Annotated in this window: 21 protein-coding genes; 17 read left to right on the forward strand and 4 right to left on the reverse strand. The window is 40.2% G+C overall.

The genetic code is table 11. The features are described 5' to 3' along the window. Positions 1-8: 8 nt before the first annotated feature. Complete coding sequence (locus NSS76_RS06885) at positions 9-506, reverse strand: L,D-transpeptidase family protein (protein ID WP_034623332.1); 498 nt, start codon at positions 504-506, stop codon at positions 9-11. A gap of 156 nt (positions 507-662) precedes the next feature. Next, positions 663-1,520, reverse strand: coding sequence for a metallophosphoesterase (locus NSS76_RS06890; protein ID WP_061109770.1), 858 nt, complete (start codon positions 1,518-1,520; stop codon positions 663-665). A gap of 138 nt (positions 1,521-1,658) precedes the next feature. Between NSS76_RS06890 and fadH the strand changes: the two genes are divergently transcribed. The 14 genes from fadH to NSS76_RS06960 all read left to right on the forward strand — a co-directional run bounded on the left by fadH (position 1,659) and on the right by NSS76_RS06960 (position 12,288). Next, on the forward strand, positions 1,659-2,423 hold the full coding sequence (gene fadH / locus NSS76_RS06895; protein WP_041117243.1) for a 2,4-dienoyl-CoA reductase: 765 nt from the start codon (positions 1,659-1,661) through the stop codon (positions 2,421-2,423). A 64-nt stretch (positions 2,424-2,487) separates the two neighbouring features. Then, positions 2,488-3,708: an EAL domain-containing protein gene (locus NSS76_RS06900; protein WP_041117245.1), complete on the forward strand. Its 1,221-nt coding sequence runs from the start codon at positions 2,488-2,490 to the stop codon at positions 3,706-3,708. A 400-nt stretch (positions 3,709-4,108) separates the two neighbouring features. Continuing rightward, the gene (locus NSS76_RS06905; protein WP_024424718.1) at positions 4,109-5,005 is read left to right on the forward strand and encodes a manganese catalase family protein; all 897 of its coding nucleotides are present in this window, start codon (positions 4,109-4,111) and stop codon (positions 5,003-5,005) included. A gap of 184 nt (positions 5,006-5,189) precedes the next feature. After that, positions 5,190-5,432, forward strand: a complete 243-nt coding sequence (locus NSS76_RS06910; protein WP_003212254.1) for a YkuJ family protein — start codon at positions 5,190-5,192, stop codon at positions 5,430-5,432. 207 nt (positions 5,433-5,639) lie between these two features. After that, on the forward strand, positions 5,640-6,095 hold the full coding sequence (locus tag NSS76_RS06915; protein ID WP_206762011.1) for a ribonuclease H-like YkuK family protein: 456 nt from the start codon (positions 5,640-5,642) through the stop codon (positions 6,093-6,095). Positions 6,096-6,244: 149 nt separating this feature from the next. Then, positions 6,245-6,436, forward strand: a complete 192-nt coding sequence (abbA, locus tag NSS76_RS06920; RefSeq protein ID WP_003210802.1) for an antirepressor AbbA — start codon at positions 6,245-6,247, stop codon at positions 6,434-6,436. A 146-nt stretch (positions 6,437-6,582) separates the two neighbouring features. Then, complete coding sequence (gene cbpB, locus NSS76_RS06925; RefSeq protein WP_024424720.1) at positions 6,583-7,026, forward strand: cyclic-di-AMP-binding protein CbpB; 444 nt, start codon at positions 6,583-6,585, stop codon at positions 7,024-7,026. A 96-nt stretch (positions 7,027-7,122) separates the two neighbouring features. Further along, positions 7,123-8,004, forward strand: a complete 882-nt coding sequence (locus tag NSS76_RS06930) for a LysR family transcriptional regulator (RefSeq protein WP_024424721.1) — start codon at positions 7,123-7,125, stop codon at positions 8,002-8,004. 123 nt (positions 8,005-8,127) lie between these two features. Then, entirely contained in the window at positions 8,128-8,604 is a 477-nt protein-coding gene (locus NSS76_RS06935) for a flavodoxin (protein WP_024426866.1), read from the forward strand. Beyond that, the gene (locus NSS76_RS06940; RefSeq protein WP_024426867.1) at positions 8,594-9,487 is read left to right on the forward strand and encodes a hypothetical protein; all 894 of its coding nucleotides are present in this window, start codon (positions 8,594-8,596) and stop codon (positions 9,485-9,487) included. The genes NSS76_RS06935 and NSS76_RS06940 overlap by 11 nt, the downstream gene beginning before the upstream one ends. Before the next feature lie 16 nt (positions 9,488-9,503). Then, positions 9,504-9,962 (forward strand): flavodoxin, encoded by a 459-nt coding sequence (locus NSS76_RS06945; RefSeq protein WP_024424724.1) that lies wholly within the window; start codon positions 9,504-9,506, stop codon positions 9,960-9,962. A 109-nt stretch (positions 9,963-10,071) separates the two neighbouring features. Further along, on the forward strand, positions 10,072-10,782 hold the full coding sequence (dapD, locus tag NSS76_RS06950) for a 2,3,4,5-tetrahydropyridine-2,6-dicarboxylate N-acetyltransferase (protein WP_008347987.1): 711 nt from the start codon (positions 10,072-10,074) through the stop codon (positions 10,780-10,782). 82 nt (positions 10,783-10,864) lie between these two features. Continuing rightward, positions 10,865-11,995, forward strand: coding sequence for an N-acetyldiaminopimelate deacetylase (locus NSS76_RS06955; RefSeq protein ID WP_257802699.1), 1,131 nt, complete (start codon positions 10,865-10,867; stop codon positions 11,993-11,995). Positions 11,996-12,045: 50 nt separating this feature from the next. Continuing rightward, a complete protein-coding gene (locus NSS76_RS06960; RefSeq protein ID WP_024424725.1) occupies positions 12,046-12,288 on the forward strand; it encodes a YkuS family protein in 243 nt (80 codons plus the stop codon). Positions 12,289-12,310: 22 nt separating this feature from the next. On the opposite strand, the gene NSS76_RS06965 is transcribed toward NSS76_RS06960, so the two are convergent. Beyond that, the gene (locus tag NSS76_RS06965) at positions 12,311-13,120 is read right to left on the reverse strand and encodes a mechanosensitive ion channel family protein (protein WP_341081444.1); all 810 of its coding nucleotides are present in this window, start codon (positions 13,118-13,120) and stop codon (positions 12,311-12,313) included. 271 nt (positions 13,121-13,391) lie between these two features. Here NSS76_RS06965 and ahpA point away from each other — a divergent pair, with 271 nt between their 5' ends. The 3 genes from ahpA to rok all read left to right on the forward strand — a co-directional run bounded on the left by ahpA (position 13,392) and on the right by rok (position 15,529). Next, a complete protein-coding gene (gene ahpA, locus NSS76_RS06970; RefSeq protein WP_003211758.1) occupies positions 13,392-13,934 on the forward strand; it encodes a biofilm-specific peroxidase AhpA in 543 nt (180 codons plus the stop codon). 82 nt (positions 13,935-14,016) lie between these two features. After that, entirely contained in the window at positions 14,017-14,475 is a 459-nt protein-coding gene (locus NSS76_RS06975; RefSeq protein ID WP_024424727.1) for a TlpA family protein disulfide reductase, read from the forward strand. Between the two features lie 481 nt (positions 14,476-14,956). Beyond that, positions 14,957-15,529 (forward strand): transcriptional regulator Rok, encoded by a 573-nt coding sequence (gene rok / locus NSS76_RS06980; protein WP_024426871.1) that lies wholly within the window; start codon positions 14,957-14,959, stop codon positions 15,527-15,529. A gap of 47 nt (positions 15,530-15,576) precedes the next feature. Here rok and NSS76_RS06985 read toward each other — a convergent pair whose 3' ends face one another. Then, entirely contained in the window at positions 15,577-16,494 is a 918-nt protein-coding gene (locus tag NSS76_RS06985) for a sigmaE regulated sporulation protein (RefSeq protein WP_341081448.1), read from the reverse strand. Between the last annotated feature and the right edge of the window lie 56 nt (positions 16,495-16,550).

Here is a 16,550-nt window from a genome sequence, read left to right on the forward strand (position 1 = left end):
GATTTCATCTACTGGCTAATGGTCACAGGTGTTCCGTTTGGAACGAGTGAAGCAAGCTCGATGACATTCTGATTATACATGCGAATGCATCCTCTAGAAACAGCTTTACCAATTGAAGACGGGTTATTCGTACCGTGAATGCCGTAATGAATTTTTGAGAGGCTCAGCCAATAAGCGCCAAAGGGACCTCCTGGGTTTGGCTGTCTGTTGACAATATAATAAGAACCTGTCGGTGTCATATTTAAAATTTTCCCTGTTGCAATCGGATACGAACGAATAAGCTGTGATCCAGAAAACAAAACAAGACGTTTCGTTGAAATCGAAACAAAGATGCGGTAAGGGATCGTATTAGGATCCGGCAAACCAGGAATAATGATGACCTCATTTTGTTCGGGCTCGCGAGCTTGAAGTGACGGATTTGCAGCCTTTAAGGCATCTGTTGTTGTTCGAAAATCAAGTGCTATAGAAGCAAGGGTTTCCCCGCTTTTCACCGTGTATCGAAGCACCAAAGCACACTCCTTTTACTCAAATAAAAGAAGCCGTGATGCCGTCGCTTGACATACTATATGGACGGAATCAGGCCCCGTAAGGTTTCTCCTAACATTTGTCATGAGAAAGATCTTTGATTATACATATGCAGGAGAGGGCGGTTTGGCTTCTATTTATACGCGAGATGTCAAGGTAAAAAAGGTTAACTCGGGTTTGGCTAAAAACCGAAGCGGCAGCCGCGTTGTTCCAAGTCCACGGTTGACATAGATGCGGTGCTGATCACTGCCGTATAAACCTTCTACATATGTACGGCCGTAAGGTGCTGTGAGAATCGGTCCATAGAAAGGCAGCTGCACTTGACCGCCATGCGTATGCCCGGAAAGCTGCAAGTTAATAGGTGTGGTTTTCAGCTCTAATGCGGCATCAGGCTCATGGACGAGCAGTAATGTAAATAAATCAGTTGATACTTCCCGTTTGATCAAATCGTAATCAGGCAGGCTCATCATGAGATCATCCAGTGAAGCAATCTGAATATGCGCATGATCTTTTTCTAATAGAAACACATCATTTTTACATAAAGTAAATCCACAAGCCTCCATTGTTTTCTCATAAAGCTCCACGCCAAATGGTCCGTAGTCATGATTTCCGTAGATGGCAAGCTTACCGAACGGAGCATGAAGCTTATTCAAATAAGCCTTCGCTTTTTCATGCTCTTCAGAGGATGCTTGAAAATCAACGAGATCACCTGTGAACACAATGAGATCTGGAGATGCAGCATTGATTTTCTGGACGATGGCTTCTAGATTCTTCGCAGCGAATGTATCACTCAAATGAACGTCACTAAATTGGGCTATTTTAAACTGGTCAAATGAAGCTGGAAGCTGAGCATCTTGAATGGTCAGTGACACGGTATCGATCATGCGCGGCTCAATGTACCTGGCATATCCATATCCACAACTTGTAGCCAAAAAACCGAGAATACTCGCACCAGCTGCTCCTTTTAAAAATTGTCTGCGGGAAAGCTGCTTCATATAAGACTCCTTTATAAATAAAATTAAGTATAGCATCATATTTGGATAATCTCCCATATGGTGCACCGAGGGTCAATCATGATATGATAGACAATAATGAATGAATAGTCATTCAAATGACACAGAGGGGGAGAACAAATGACGAAACAAACAGTGATTGTCACAGGGGGATCAAGCGGTATGGGGAAGGCGATGGCTGCTCATTTGGCAGCTGAAGGCTGGAATGTCGTGATTACTGGTAGAACGGAAGAGACGCTGGAAAAAACGGCAAAAGAAATGAAGCAGAAGGGCGGATCGGTCGCTTATTTCCAAATGGATGTACGAAACCCAGAGGATGCTGACCAAATGGTCAAGTTTGCAGTGGATACATTTGGTGATGTCGATGCCCTCATTAACAACGCAGCAGGAAACTTTTTAGTGCCAGCAGAAAAACTGTCTCCTAACGGCTGGAAGGCTGTCATTGATATTGTGTTAAATGGTACATTTTTTTGCAGCCATGCAGTGGGGAATTACTGGATTCGTCAAAAGAAAAGGGGAAGTATGATTAACATGGTGGCCACCTATGCATGGGGTGCTGGTGTAGGCGTGGCGCATTCGGCGGCAGCAAAGGCCGGTGTGTTGTCTCTCACTCGAACGCTTGCTGTGGAATGGGGGAAGCAATATCGAATTCGCGTCAATGCGATCGCACCAGGTCCAATTGAGAGAACAGGCGGTGCAGATAAACTATGGGAATCTGAAGAGGCAGCGCAAAGAACATTAGATAGTGTTCCTCTTGGCAGACTGGGCACACCTGAGGAAATTGCAGCGCTTGTGAGCTTTTTATTGTCTGAGCATGCGTCTTATATAAATGGAGATTGTATCACGATGGATGGGGGACAATGGCTCAACCAATCACCATTTTGATTGACGATGTAAGACCTGCTTTTGATGTGGTATAATCACACAAAGAGAGAAGCAGGTGATGAAAATGGTCGATCCATTGGATATTTTAACGAATATTGAAGATGTTTTCCCGCACTATCAAGCAATATTCAGTGCGGAAGAGCAAAAAGTGATAGGCTATGAGATTCTAGGAAGAATGAAGCTTGAGTCAGAAACGGTCAGCCTAGGCTCCTTCTTTACGGATTCATCTATTCCTGACGAATATAAATTGGAAGTAGATCACAAAGTATTGACTCAAGCACTTGATCTCTTCACAACTGCAGATGACGATTTGCTCATTTTTATTAATCATGATGCCAATATCCTCATGCTGGATCATGGAGAAAGCTTTTTAGAACTTTTAAAGGAATATGAAGCACGGGGCATTCAGCTTAACCGGTTTGTTATTGAGTTTGCAGAGCATACGTTTAGCGGCGACATTGAACAGCTATACCATACGTTAACGTATTATCGTACATATGGGATTAAAATCGCCGTCTCAAATATAGGAAAAGAAAGCAGTAATCTGGACCGGATTGCCTTGCTTTCACCCGATTTATTAAAAATAGATTTACAGGCATTAAAGGCATCGGCTCCATCTCCTTCCTATGAATATGTCTTGTACAGCATTTCATTGCTTGCAAGAAAAATAGGAGCAGCCTTAATTTATGAGGATATTGAAGCAAATTTCCAGCTGCAGTATGCTTGGAGAAATGGCGGGAGATATTTTCAAGGGTTCTATCTTCATGAGCCTGCAGGAGAATTAATCGACCGAAACCACCGAAAAGATCAGCTTAGAGAAGAATTCCAGCAATTTATTGCCCATGAGAAAAAGAAGCTGCAAGCGGTCTACGAACATTCTGAAACATTCTATAAACGAATTCATCAAGCTGTTACGACTTTAAAGAAATCGTGCAGCACAAATGATGAGCTCATTCAAAAGCTGGCACTCGAACTAACAGATTGCAGCTTCCGGATTTATATGTGTAATGAAGAAGGCTTTCAAATCACTGGAAATGTGTTCAAAAAAGAAGAAGAATGGCTGTTTCAGCCGGAGTATATCGAAAAAAACTGGAGCTGGCGTCCTTATTTCCTAGCAAATATTCTTCAAATGAGAATTAGCGGAAAAGGATTTTTCAGCGATATTTACAGTGATTTAGAAACCGGTGAGAGGATACGTACGTTTTCTTATCCTTTAGAGGGAGATATGTATTTGTTTATAGACCTTCCGTATGCTTATTTATATGAGCAAGATGGATTAATTTGAAGATGCGGCGTGAAGACAAACCCTCTCATTCGTTGTCAGTCCTATGTGCTAGTGCTCACGAATGTATAATTCGCTCCGCTCCGGTACTCGTCCTTCCTAGACTTCAAAAGTTTTCTATCACACTGAAATGTAAACAAAAGGCAGCCTTGAAGGCTGCTTTTTTTTGATAGAAAAAAGAAATAAAAAATGGTTGACAATGAAACTGATAATCATTATCATTTAGTTATAGAGAGAAGCTACTCTCTGTTCCCCAACCCCTCTATCAGATCAAGATCCAAAAAACTTGGCGCTACCCCCGCCAAGTTTTTTTTGTGCTTCAATCTTTCCCTTCATGCATAGGACAGCCCAAACCTTCCATACATCTTAAGTGATGATAGTTAGACGGTAGGAGGGAAACATCATGATCAAACGTGACACGCGGCTGCTCATTGATTTGCCAAGGCCAGATCACCCAGATGCAAATGGTGCCGCTGCTGTGCAAGAATTACTCGGCGGAAAATTCGGTGAAATGTCCACATTAAATAATTACATGTTTCAATCCTTTAACTTTAGAGGAAAACGAAAACTTAAACCGTTTTATGACCTCGTATCCAGTATTACGGCTGAAGAATTCGGTCATGTTGAGCTTGTAACCACAGCCATCAATCTCATGATTACAGGAACCACCCATGGCGGGGACCCAGATACGACGCCGATGAAGGCAGCTGTCGATAAGCGAAATACACAGCATTTTATTCAAACAGCCCAAACAGGCTATCCGTTTGATTCAATGGCAAAACCTTGGACCGGAGAGAATGTGTTCTCAAGTGGCAACCTCATTCTTGATCTTCTCCATAATTTCTTTCTTGAATGCGGAGCACGTACGCACAAAATGCGCGTATATGAAATGACGGACCATCCTACAGCAAGAGAGATGATCGGTTATTTACTTGTCAGGGGCGGCGTGCATATTGTGGCATATGCAAAGGCACTTGAAGTCGCTACAGGAGTAGATGTGGGGAAGATGCTGCCAATCCCAAACCTCGACAACAAATACTTTGACTCAGCGAGAAAATTTGAAGATCAGAATGTTCATACAAAGCTCTATACATTTAGTGATACGGATTACAAGGATATTAATAAAATTTGGAAAGGCAGCCATCCGATTGATGGAAAACCGCTGACAGTCATTGAGGGCACCCCGCAAGGTGCACCTGTGCCAGATTATAGAGAATTACCGGAAGAGTTTGCTCCAGGCATTTCAAAAGAGGATTTTGATGAAATTGCGAAACGGCTGATGAGATCTGCTGGGTTATAAAAATCATGGTGCATGAGATGAGAAAAAAGACTCAAACTAAAAAAACAGATTCTTTTTCTTTTTTTGAATTCAAGAGGAAAAATATCATCTGAGAACACTTTATGGTATGATGCTTTGTAGGACTTGTGTATAATCAATACGGGTTCATCTTGAGTTGTTTTTTTGAAAGGAGTCTTTTTTTAGAATGTCACAATTAATGGGTATCATTACAAGGCTGCAAAGTCTTCAAGAGACAGCAGAAGCTGCAAACGAGCCGGCACAGCGTTATTTCGAAGTGAACGGTGAAAAAATCTGTAGTGTTAAGTATTTCGAAAAGAATCAAACGTTTGAATTGACTGTTTTTCAACAAGGGGATAAGCCAAATACTTTCCCATTTGACAACATTGATATGATTTCGATTGAGATTTTTGAGCTTCTACAATCCTAAGCTGAATCGTATGAAATGTTTTTTCTGAGGATTCCTTCGTTTATTGCGGCAGCATACATGGATCATCATAGATGATATGTACAAATGGAAGATGATCAATCAGCGCATTTTTCGGATAAGAGACCATTAAAAAGGAGTTCCTTTCTGTGAGTGATTCTTTTTTTCTACAATCTTTCTGAAGATCATTTAGCGTTTTCTGATGTCGTCATGAGAATGAAAGACTTTATTCGAAAAGACCCTAGATCCGCCTATGTGTTATCAATTGGTACGGACTCTCAGGTCAATCAAAATGTCACAACATTTATGACTGCAATTCATCTCCACCGGATTGGCAAAGGAGCATGGGGCTGTCTCACACAACAAGTGATCAAGAGGCCTGTGCAAAGTCTTAGAGAAAAAATTTCATTAGAGACAGCGTTTAGCCAAAAGGTATGTGCAGACATCCTTGAGGGGCCTTTAACAGAACTGATGGATTTGCTTCTTCCGTTTGCTGAGGAAGGGGCAGACCTTCGTTTTGAAGCCCATCTGGATATTGGCAAAAAAGGAAGTACGAAAGAGCTGATTCAGGAAATGACCGGAATGATCACAGCTATGGGAATTGAAGCAAAAATAAAACCCGACTCATATGCAGCATTTTGCTATGCCAATCGATACACAAAATAAATTCCGTCATTTTTCTCCAAACCTTGTCGAAACGTGCGGTTGACGATTCGATTCTAGTTCCTTATTCTAGCTGTATAGAGAGGAAGCAGACATTCAAAAGCCTGCTAATCAATATAAAAGCATATATGAAACAGGGGGCCTGATGTTGAATGAGCGTCATCGAAAATCGTTTTAATGAAGAAGAGAAAAAGCTATTATTAAACGTATTGCTGAATCAGGAATATGCTGTCGAATTACTAAGCAGTGAGATCAATGATATAGAATGTGGAACAAAAAATGTCGACGACAATACGTATAAGCAATTGATCACATTGTATGACAGAGTAAGGTTTGAGAATTAATATTGGTTTAACATTCTATTAGATACTCGGGGGCTGAGTATCTTTTTTATGCAGAAAAAATCTTTCGACAAAATTCGTTTTAGTTTATGCTTAATCGTAATGGGGAATGTATGATTGATGATTGAGAGAAAAGGGGTCGAAGAAACATGATAGAGATAGAACCGACTCAATTGCTTGAGTCCACAGTAGCCGAGCATATGATTGATGCAGATAAAGTCGCACATGTTCAAATTGGAAATAACCTTGAGCATGCCCTATTGGTTCTAACAAAAACAGGATATACAGCTATACCGGTATTAGACGCTTCTTATCATTTACACGGGTTAATTGGAACGAATATGATTATGGATAAAATCTTCGGTTTAGAACGAATCGAATTCGAGAAGCTCGATCAGTTGAAGGTTGAAGAAGTCATGCTGAAGGATATTCCGAGACTTAAAACAACAGATCCTGTACTAAAAGGCGTTCACGCTGTGACGAATAATGGATTTGTTTGTGTAGAAAATGAGGAGCAGGTCTTTGAAGGCATTTTTACTCGACGAGTTGTATTAAAGCGCTTAAATGAGGTCATTCATTCCGCAAAAAAATGAGCTGCAGCCCAGCTTATTTTTTTTGCCTTCATAAGTTAAAATTTATATAATGAGCATATAAAATAAGAAAAACTTATAGAGAGAAAGGGGACGCCCATGCAGCTTCAGGAGTTACATATGCTTGTTGTGCTAAGTGAAGAATTGAATATGAGAAAGGCTTCAGAGCGGCTCTTTGTCTCTCAGCCTGCATTATCTCAAAGATTGCAGACGATCGAAAAGGAATGGGGAACCAAAATCTTTTTTCGTTCACAAAAGGGGCTGACTGTGACCTCGGCAGGTGAACAGATTATTCAATTTGCAAAAGAGGTGACGGTTGAACAGGATCGAGTGAGAGAGCGAATTGATGAACTTGAGGGTGATATTCACGGTACACTCAAGCTTGCGGTGGCGTCGATTATTGGACAGCACTGGCTGCCAAAGGTGTTAAAACGGTATGTTGAAAAATATCCAAATGCCAAAGTATCACTCGTTACTGGCTGGAGCAGTGAAATGCTCAAAAGCTTGTATGAAGATCACGTGCACATAGGAATCATTCGCGGTAACCCTGATTGGAAGGGGACAAAGGAATACTTGATGACAGATCATTTATATTTAGTCGATTCCGTGATCAAGGACGTAGATGAATTAATCAAGACAGAGCGGCCATTTATCCAATTTAAAAGCGACAGCACGTATTATCAGGAAATCCAGCACTGGTGGCACCAAAAGTTTAAAGTGTCTCCAAAGCAGACGATTTTAGTAGACCAAATTGAAACATGTAAACAAATGGCCTACCACGGCATCGGTTACGCCATTTTGCCTTCTGTTACCTTATATGACCACGAAAAAAGTGTTTATAAAACACCGCTTGTTGATGTGAACGGAGAGCAAATCGGCCGTGACACATGGCTGCTAGGCTATGAAGCGTCTTTTCAGTTAAAACAGGTGCAAGCTTTTGTCGGTGTGGTTAAAGAAATGCTTGAGAATGATGCCGTGTAAGTACCTTCTTGGAATTAGGAGGTACTTTTTTTTATGAAATCATTTGACAATGAAAATCATTATCATTTAAAGTGTACATATAATAATTGAAAATGATTATCATTTAGATGAGGTGACCGATAGATGAAAGCACTAATTGCATTTGCGAGTATGTCTGGAAATACGGAAGATATGGCAGCGATCTTAAAGCAAACACTTGAAGGAAAAGGGATCGATACAGAAATGATGGAATTTGATGATACGAATGCAGAAGACCTTTCCTCATACGATTACGTATTCATTGGTTCTTATACATGGGGTGATGGAGATTTGCCTTATGAAGCAGAGGATTTTTATGAAGAGGTCTCTACTCTTGAACTTAGCCACATCAAAGCAGCTGTCTTTGGATCGGGTGATTACAGCTATCCGAAGTTTTGCGAGGCTGTCCATACATTCCATGACATGCTGAAATCAACGGGTGCATCTGTTTTTCCTGAAACATTAAAAATGGAGCTTGCACCAGATACAGATGAAGATGTGGCGTGCTGTCAGGAATTTGCTGCGAGCTTTTTAACGTGGGCTGCTTTATCTGAGAAACGAGTTGAAAATCATGTTTCATAAAGGAGCAACAGCCGTTGCAGCATCTAAAAGCGGTGGATACTTTGTTGCTGTAAAACGTGAAGGTATTTTTCACTATAGTGTGGAGAGCGGATGGCAGCAGCTGTTTAAGCTCAAGCATAAAATCCATGCGATCAGCTATATTGGCCCTTATTTATTCGGTGTTGGTGAAAATGGCACAGTAATTAGATCAGGAGATGAAGGCAACACATGGGCGTTATCTTCATTTCCAACAAATGCAGTCGTTTGGTCTATTACAGGACGCAAAGATGGGTTTGTATGTGCGCATGGAAAACATAGTATCTATGTGTCAAATGATTTCGGAATTTCCTGGGAAATTATGAAGCCATTTGCTCATGTGAATCATCCGCCGGTCATTCGTTCTTTATGTGCTGCAGGTGACCATCTTTATATTGGAACACAGATTCATGAGGTTCACGGAGGAATATGGGTGTATGACTTGCAAAGAGAACATATTTTTCTTCTAAACAGAGAGGAGCACCGCATGACAGCTTCTATGCTGCTCTGTCATGAACATCTTCTTGTTTGTGCGTTAGGTTCAAAAAAAGGCAAAAAAGGATCTGTTCAAATTTTAGATTTACATACAAATATTCTGCATGATATTCAATCACAGGCCTTTGCTAGAGAAGAATCATTTTTGGATGTGTCAGAGGATAATGGCATTGTGTATGTGACCACCTCACAAGACGAACACGGATTTTCTAAAGTGTATCAGCTTGATATTGAGCAAAAAGAGCTCAAATGGTTTGATACGATCAAAGGACATGGTTTTCGTGTAGCCAATCAAAACGAAAACTTTTTCTGTGCGGGTTTATATGAAAGTAAGTTTGTCAGGCCATATGAGGAGCCTGCATTGATTCATTGATAAGGAGGAAGAAAAAGTGACAGAAAAGGTTTTATTGGTATATGCCACGATGTCTGGAAATACAGAAGCGATGGCAGATTTAATTGAAAAAGGTATAACGGAAGCAGGAGCCAGCGTAGACCGGCATGAAGCGATGGATATTGATGCCGAGCTGCTCAATGATTACTCGCACATTATGTTAGGTGCGTATACATGGGGAGATGGCGATCTTCCGGATGATTTTATTGATTTATATGAAGAAATGGAAGAGCTTGATTTAACGGGAAAAGCATTTGCAGTATTTGGTTCTGGCGATACATCTTACGAACATTTTTGCGGAGCTGTTGACCTAATTGAAGAAAAAGTGAAGGAGCTTGGCGGTGACATTGTCCTGCCCTCAGTTAAGATTGAGCTGAATCCAGAAGGGGAGGAAGAAGACGAATTAATATCTTTTGGCAGACAATTTGTTCAGCTTCACCAGCAAGAAGCGGGATAATCGGTCCCGCTTGTTTTATTTTCCATTGCGGAGATGACTCTTTCACTTGTCATTAAAACACTCCTTTGGTACAGTAATGAAGTATAAATTAAGAGGAGGACATACATACATGAAACAAATGGACGCTAATGAAATTATTTCATTTATTCAAAATAGTACAAAATCAACACCTGTCAAAGTCTATATCAAAGGTGACTTAGAAGGTATTGAGTTTGGTGAACATGCAAAAACATTCATCACAGGAAACACTGGAGTTGTTTTCGGTGAGTGGAGCGAAATTCAAGAAGCGCTAGCATCTAACAAAGATAAAATTGAAGATGTTGTCGTGGAAAATGACCGCCGCAACTCTGCAATTCCGATGTTAGATTTGAAAAACATTAAAGCCCGTATTGAGCCAGGGGCAATCATTCGTGACCAAGTTGAAATCGGTGATAATGCAGTCATTATGATGGGTGCTTCTATTAATATCGGTTCTGTGATCGGCGAAGGTACGATGATTGACATGAACGTGGTGCTTGGCGGCCGTGCGACAGTAGGTAAGAACTGTCATATCGGTGCTGGATCTGTTCTTGCAGGAGTCATTGAGCCGCCGTCTGCTAAACCAGTTGTTGTAGAAGATGACGTTGTCATCGGTGCGAACGCTGTTGTTCTAGAAGGCGTGACAATTGGTAAAGGTGCAGTAGTAGCTGCTGGTGCAATCGTTGTAAACGATGTAGAGCCTTACACAGTTGTAGCAGGTACACCTGCTAAGAAAATCAAAGACATTGATGAGAAAACAAAAGGTAAGACTGAAATCAAACAAGAACTGCGTCAGCTTTAATTCATATAATTCGCAGCTGAAGACAAAGACGTGGATGAGATATCCACGTCTTATTCGTATAGAAGAAAGGAAGTGAGTTCACTTGTTAAATCGTGAGCAATTAATATCCATTCGAAGAGATTTACACCAAATCCCTGAGCTTGGTTTCCAAGAATTTAAAACACAAGCGTATCTCATTCAGCACCTTAATACCTATTCAAAAGATCGAGTTGAGATTGAAACGTGGCGCACTGGGCTTTTTGTGAAAGTGAAGGGAACAAATCCAACGCGCGTATTTGCTTATCGTGCAGATATGGACGGTCTGTCTATTCCTGAGGAAACAGGGTATCCATTTGAATCTGTGCATGAAGGAAAGATGCATGCATGTGGACATGACCTTCATATGACCATTGCACTTGGTATCATTGATCATTTCGTCCATGAACCGATCAAAGAAGACGTATTATTTATCTTCCAGCCGGCAGAAGAAGGTCCAGGCGGAGCTGAACCGATGCTTGCAAGTGATGTATTGAAAAAATGGACACCAGACTTTATTACAGCGCTACATATCGCTCCTGAATATCCTGTTGGAACAATTGCTACAAAGCCTGGTTTGTTATTTGCCAATACGAGTGAGCTTGTAATTGAGCTTGAAGGAAAAGGCGGACACGCTGCATATCCTCATTTAGCAAATGATATGGTTGTTGCTGCAAGTGCACTTGTAGGTCAGCTGCAATCGGTCATTTCGCGTAATGTCGATCCCCTTGATAGTGCGGTCATTACAGTCGGCACGATTACCGGTGGAACGGCTCAAAATATTATTGCGCAGCATGCAAAGCTTGACGGTACCATTCGCACATTATCTCCAGAGTCTATGGACAAGGTGAGAAAGAGAATTGAAGCATTGGCAAAAGGCATTGAAATTGGCTACGAATGCAAGGCAACCGTTCGATACCCTTCATCTTATTACGAAGTGGACAATTCAAAGGATTTGACTGAGGAATTTATGTCATATGTAGCCGAAGAAGGGCTAGCAAATGTGATTGAATGCAGAGAAGCCATGACAGGAGAAGATTTTGGGTACATGCTGAAAAAGTATCCCGGCTTCATGTTTTGGTTAGGGGTCGATTCAGAATACGGCCTGCACCATGCAAAGCTCCAGCCTGATGAAAACGCAATTGAAACAGCTGTGAAAGTCATGACGGCTTATTTTAAAAAGCAAGCTGGCGAATGAATAATCGAGCTGCCTCCTGTACACCTTATGAACAGGAGGTGTTCTTGATTATGACAAGAATTGGTGTAGAACAATCTTTATCCGATGTAGAAGAACTATTGAAGCAAAAAGGGTATGATGTCGTACGTATTCAAAATGAACAGCAAATGGATCAGTGTGACTGTTATGTCGTCACAGGACTAGATTCAAATGTTCTTGGCATTTCAGACACAACAACAAAGGCATCTGTTATTACAGCATCAGGTATGACGGCTGATGAAATTTGCCAAGAAGTAGAACAGCGTGTTCAATAAAACAAGAAAAAGAACCGGTAGATTATGATCCCGGTTCTTTTTGCTCTTTTTCTATATCGAGTACTTCTTTCAATTTTTTGCGCAAGATTCGTTCCACTCGCCATTGCTCCATTGTTTCAGTTTTCGCTATGATGCGCAGCACAAGTGAAGAAGAACCGAACGCCTCTACGCCGACAACTTGAGGACCTTCGATAATTTGCGGAGTTTCCTCTCGCACCTCATCACAGGCAGCTTGAAGGGCTGTGATCATCTGATCCACATTTTCATCCGGTGACAGCTCAATATCAACGAGTGCCTGCATCGTTCCTCTTGAATGATTGCTGACATTCAGTATGCTGCGATTTGGAATGAAATGAAGGGTGCCGTCAAAGCTTCGAAGCTGCGTGGTTCTTAGGCCAATTTGTTCGACAATCCCATCAAAGCCAGCGACCGTTATATATTCTCCTACATCAAATTGTTTTTCCAATAATATAAAGAATCCGGTCACAATATCACTCACTAAACCTTGAGCGCCAAAACCGATCGCAAGTCCCACAACGCCCGCACCTGCCAGCAAAGCGGTCGGGTTATAATGAAATAAGTCGAGGATCATCACAACTAGAATAAAAATCAATAAGTAGGCGAAAATATTTAACGTCAAACTTTGCAGTGTCTGAGCTCTTGATAAAGAGACTTCATGCTTTTCAGCGAATGTTGAATAGGCGCGCTTAATCATCTTGTTTCCTATGGCTCTGATGATAAAGTAAATGGCAAAAATGGCGACTAGTTTTAGCAAAATCATACTGATATTGAGGATAATGGAAACCCAATCTACTTGTTGAAATGCTCTCATAATCTTCAAAACCTTTCTATGTATGCTCTAAAAGAGAAGCTAATCATTTGTTCCCTTATGCAAGTCATGTTAAACTTTTGATAAGAAGAGCAGGAATTGTGACAAATCGTTAATTAAATTTATTATTAATTAATATTGACTAAAAATCGCATAAGTATTATAATTGTAATTGTGAAGTTATTAACTAAATGAGAATTTTAAGTTTTGATTCTCATTTTATATACAGCTAAGAAGACTGTATAAAGATATTATTTTTTGGAGGGATTTACATATGGCAGAGCGTTTTGTAGGAAAACAAGCTCCACGTTTTGAAATGGAAGCAGTACTTGCTAACAAGGAATTTGGTAAAGTAAGTTTAGAGGAAAACATGAAGAATGACAAATGGACAGTTCTTTTCTTCTATCCAATGGATTTCACATTTGTTTGCCCAACTGAAATTACAGCAATGAGCGATCGTTATGACGAGTTCGAAGATTTAGATGCAGAAATCATTGGTGTATCTACTGATACAATCCACACGCATCTTGCTTGGATCAATACAGACCGTAAAGATAATGGTCTAGGTGAATTAAAATACCCGTTAGCTGCTGATACTAACCACACAGTATCTAGAGAATACGGCGTTTTAATCGAAGAAGAAGGAATTGCTCTTCGCGGTTTATTCATCATTAACCCAGAAGGCGAATTACAATACCAAACAGTATTCCACAACAATATCGGTCGTGATGTAGATGAGACATTACGTGTTCTTCAAGCATTACAAACTGGTGGACTTTGCCCAGCGAACTGGAAACCTGGTCAAAAAACACTTTAATTGATAACTGAAGAAACAGGAGGGTCTAACTGATGTTAGACCTTTTTGTTTCGACACATACAATGGATGGAGGCGCTTCATAATGAAATTACGTCAACCAATGCCAGAACTAACTGGTGCAAAAGAATGGTTAAATGGAGAAGTAACAAAAGAAGATTTGATTGGTGACAAACCAACATTGATTCATTTCTGGTCAGTCAGCTGTCATCTTTGTAAAGAGGCAATGCCTCAAGTCAATCAATTCCGTGATGAATACAAGGATCAACTAAACGTTGTGGCAGTTCATATGCCTCGTTCAGAGGATGACCTAGATCTAGAAAAAATCAAAGAAGTTGCGAAAGAGCATGAAATCACGCAGCCAATCTTTGTGGACAGTGATCATCACTTAACAGAAGCCTTTGAAAACGAATATGTACCGGCATACTATGTATTTGATAAAACAGGTGCTTTGCGCCACTTCCAAGCCGGCGGAAGCGGAATGAAAATGCTTGAAAAACGTGTCAATCGAGTGCTTTCTGAGTCTGAAAAGGCTGCAGAATAAGCTTTTCCCCCATAAATGGGGGTTTTTTCATGGAGAAAAATAAGAAGCATATGGCTTCGGATGAGTTTTTATGTAGGTGTTATTCCTAAGAAAAGAGAAAATGAGGGAGTTTATTAAAAAATATCCCTGAAACAAAAAGGTATAACGACCTATTTACATTTTTGTTTTGAAATGAAAATGTAAAGATTTTAACTTTTTACTATTCAGAACGTTTTTGCACAAAAGAAATTTCAGTTAGGTAAATAACTATATAAATCAAGTAGTATAAGCGTTTATTCAATTTTTTTACAATATTTTAAGGTTTGTCAAAAGCCTATAGTGGCAATGAAATGGGTGCCGATTTTTCCTCTTTGGCAAAATTTTAGTTGAAAATACCTATCTGTTAGCAAACTGTAAAATGATAAAAAAATAGTTGATAAAATTAGTTTTCTAATCTAATATTTACTATAGAATATTTTTTATATGATGAGGGGGAAATCCATTGTTTAATGAGAGGGAAGCGTTACGTTTACGATTGGAACAATTAAACGAGGCAGAAGTAAAAGTCATCCGTGAATATCAAATTGAGCGAGATGCGATTTATGCAAAATTAAGAGAATTAGACCGTCAAGGAACAGGTCTAGTGTCAGATACAAAAAAAGAAGTACGTACAGAGAGAAAGACGGATTCACTGCCTGTATTAGCTGAGCTTGCTGCGCAAGAAATGAGAAGCTACCAGCAGCCGGCACAACCACAATCATCATCTTTAGGAACAGGACAGCTAAACGGTGCACCTGTAGGTATTCCTGAAGGATCGACAAGACGCAGAAGAGGCACAGCTCGTCCTGGCTCTAAGGCAGCGAAGCTTCGTGAAGCTGCGATTAAAACGTTAAAACGTCATAATGCAGCGATTAAAAGCTCAGAACTTCAAAAAGAGATCGAAAAAGAGAGCGGTCTTGAAATCCCAAATATGACAACGTTTATGCAAAGCTTAATTAAAATGTACCCTGAAGTGAAGAAGCCTTATCGTGGACAGTATATTTTAGAAGGCGACATTCAAACAGAAGACGAATAAATAAAAAACTGCTGGGCGTAAAAGCCAGCAGTTTTTTATTTCGAGAATTACTTCTTTTGATCAACTGTATAGACAATTTTGCGTTCCTTGGGCAGGTGATCACGCTGTTTTTTGAAGCTGTCGATTTTGACTGTCATGACTTCTCCATTACGCTGCACTGCATCAACGTGTTCCTGAAGTGTTTGAACTTGTTCGTTGAGTTTCTTCAAGATCGGTTCGATTTCTTCTGTCGTTTGCAGGATGCGGTCTCGTGAGAATGGCTGTGTATTTGTTTTTGCTGACTGGTCAATATCAGCAAAATGAGAGGCGATCCATTCTTCGCTTTCTGCTAACTGTTTTTGATAGCTTGTGAGCGTTTCGTAAAAAATCGCTTCTTTTGCTTTTTCTATTTGCAGCAATTTCTCTTGTGTTTCATAAAAACGCTCTTGAAGGTGTCTGACGCCTTCCTGTAATACATGAAACTCTGCATTTTTATCGCTTAATGTTTGCTGCAGCTTCTCAATCACTGCGGATAAAGTATTTCCTTTTTTCTCCTCTTTTGCAAGCTGTTTATCTTGATCCTCTATCCGCTCATTTAATTGTTGAGAGATTTCCTTATATTTGACAACTTTCAAATGCAGCCTGTGTTTTTCTTCGGTTTCTTTTCTTCTATGATAGGTTTCCTTTTGCAGCATCTCATGGAGAAGGACAATTTTATGTAATAATTCTGATTTGCTGTAGGAGAGTTCCTGTATTTTTGAGGCAGCATCGTGTTGATCATTGGTCATTTCATCCAATTGTTGTTTTAATTGCGTGAAATCCTTTTTCATCTCATGATATTCTTGAGTTAACTTCTTATTTTTAGAATACGTATATGAGGACTGTAAATCAGAGATCATTTGTTGATATTTGGCAGTTTCAGCTTTTAAGTATAAATTCTCTTGAGATAAATCATGGAATAGGGGAGAAGCATGGCGCCTGTTCATCGATAGACCCTCCTTATTCATGTTACCAATAAAGTATGCGAAAGGAGTGCGATTAG

The organism is Bacillus sp. FSL R5-0654 (assembly GCF_038008745.1).
GTDB classification, from domain to species: domain Bacteria; phylum Bacillota; class Bacilli; order Bacillales; family Bacillaceae; genus Bacillus; species Bacillus safensis.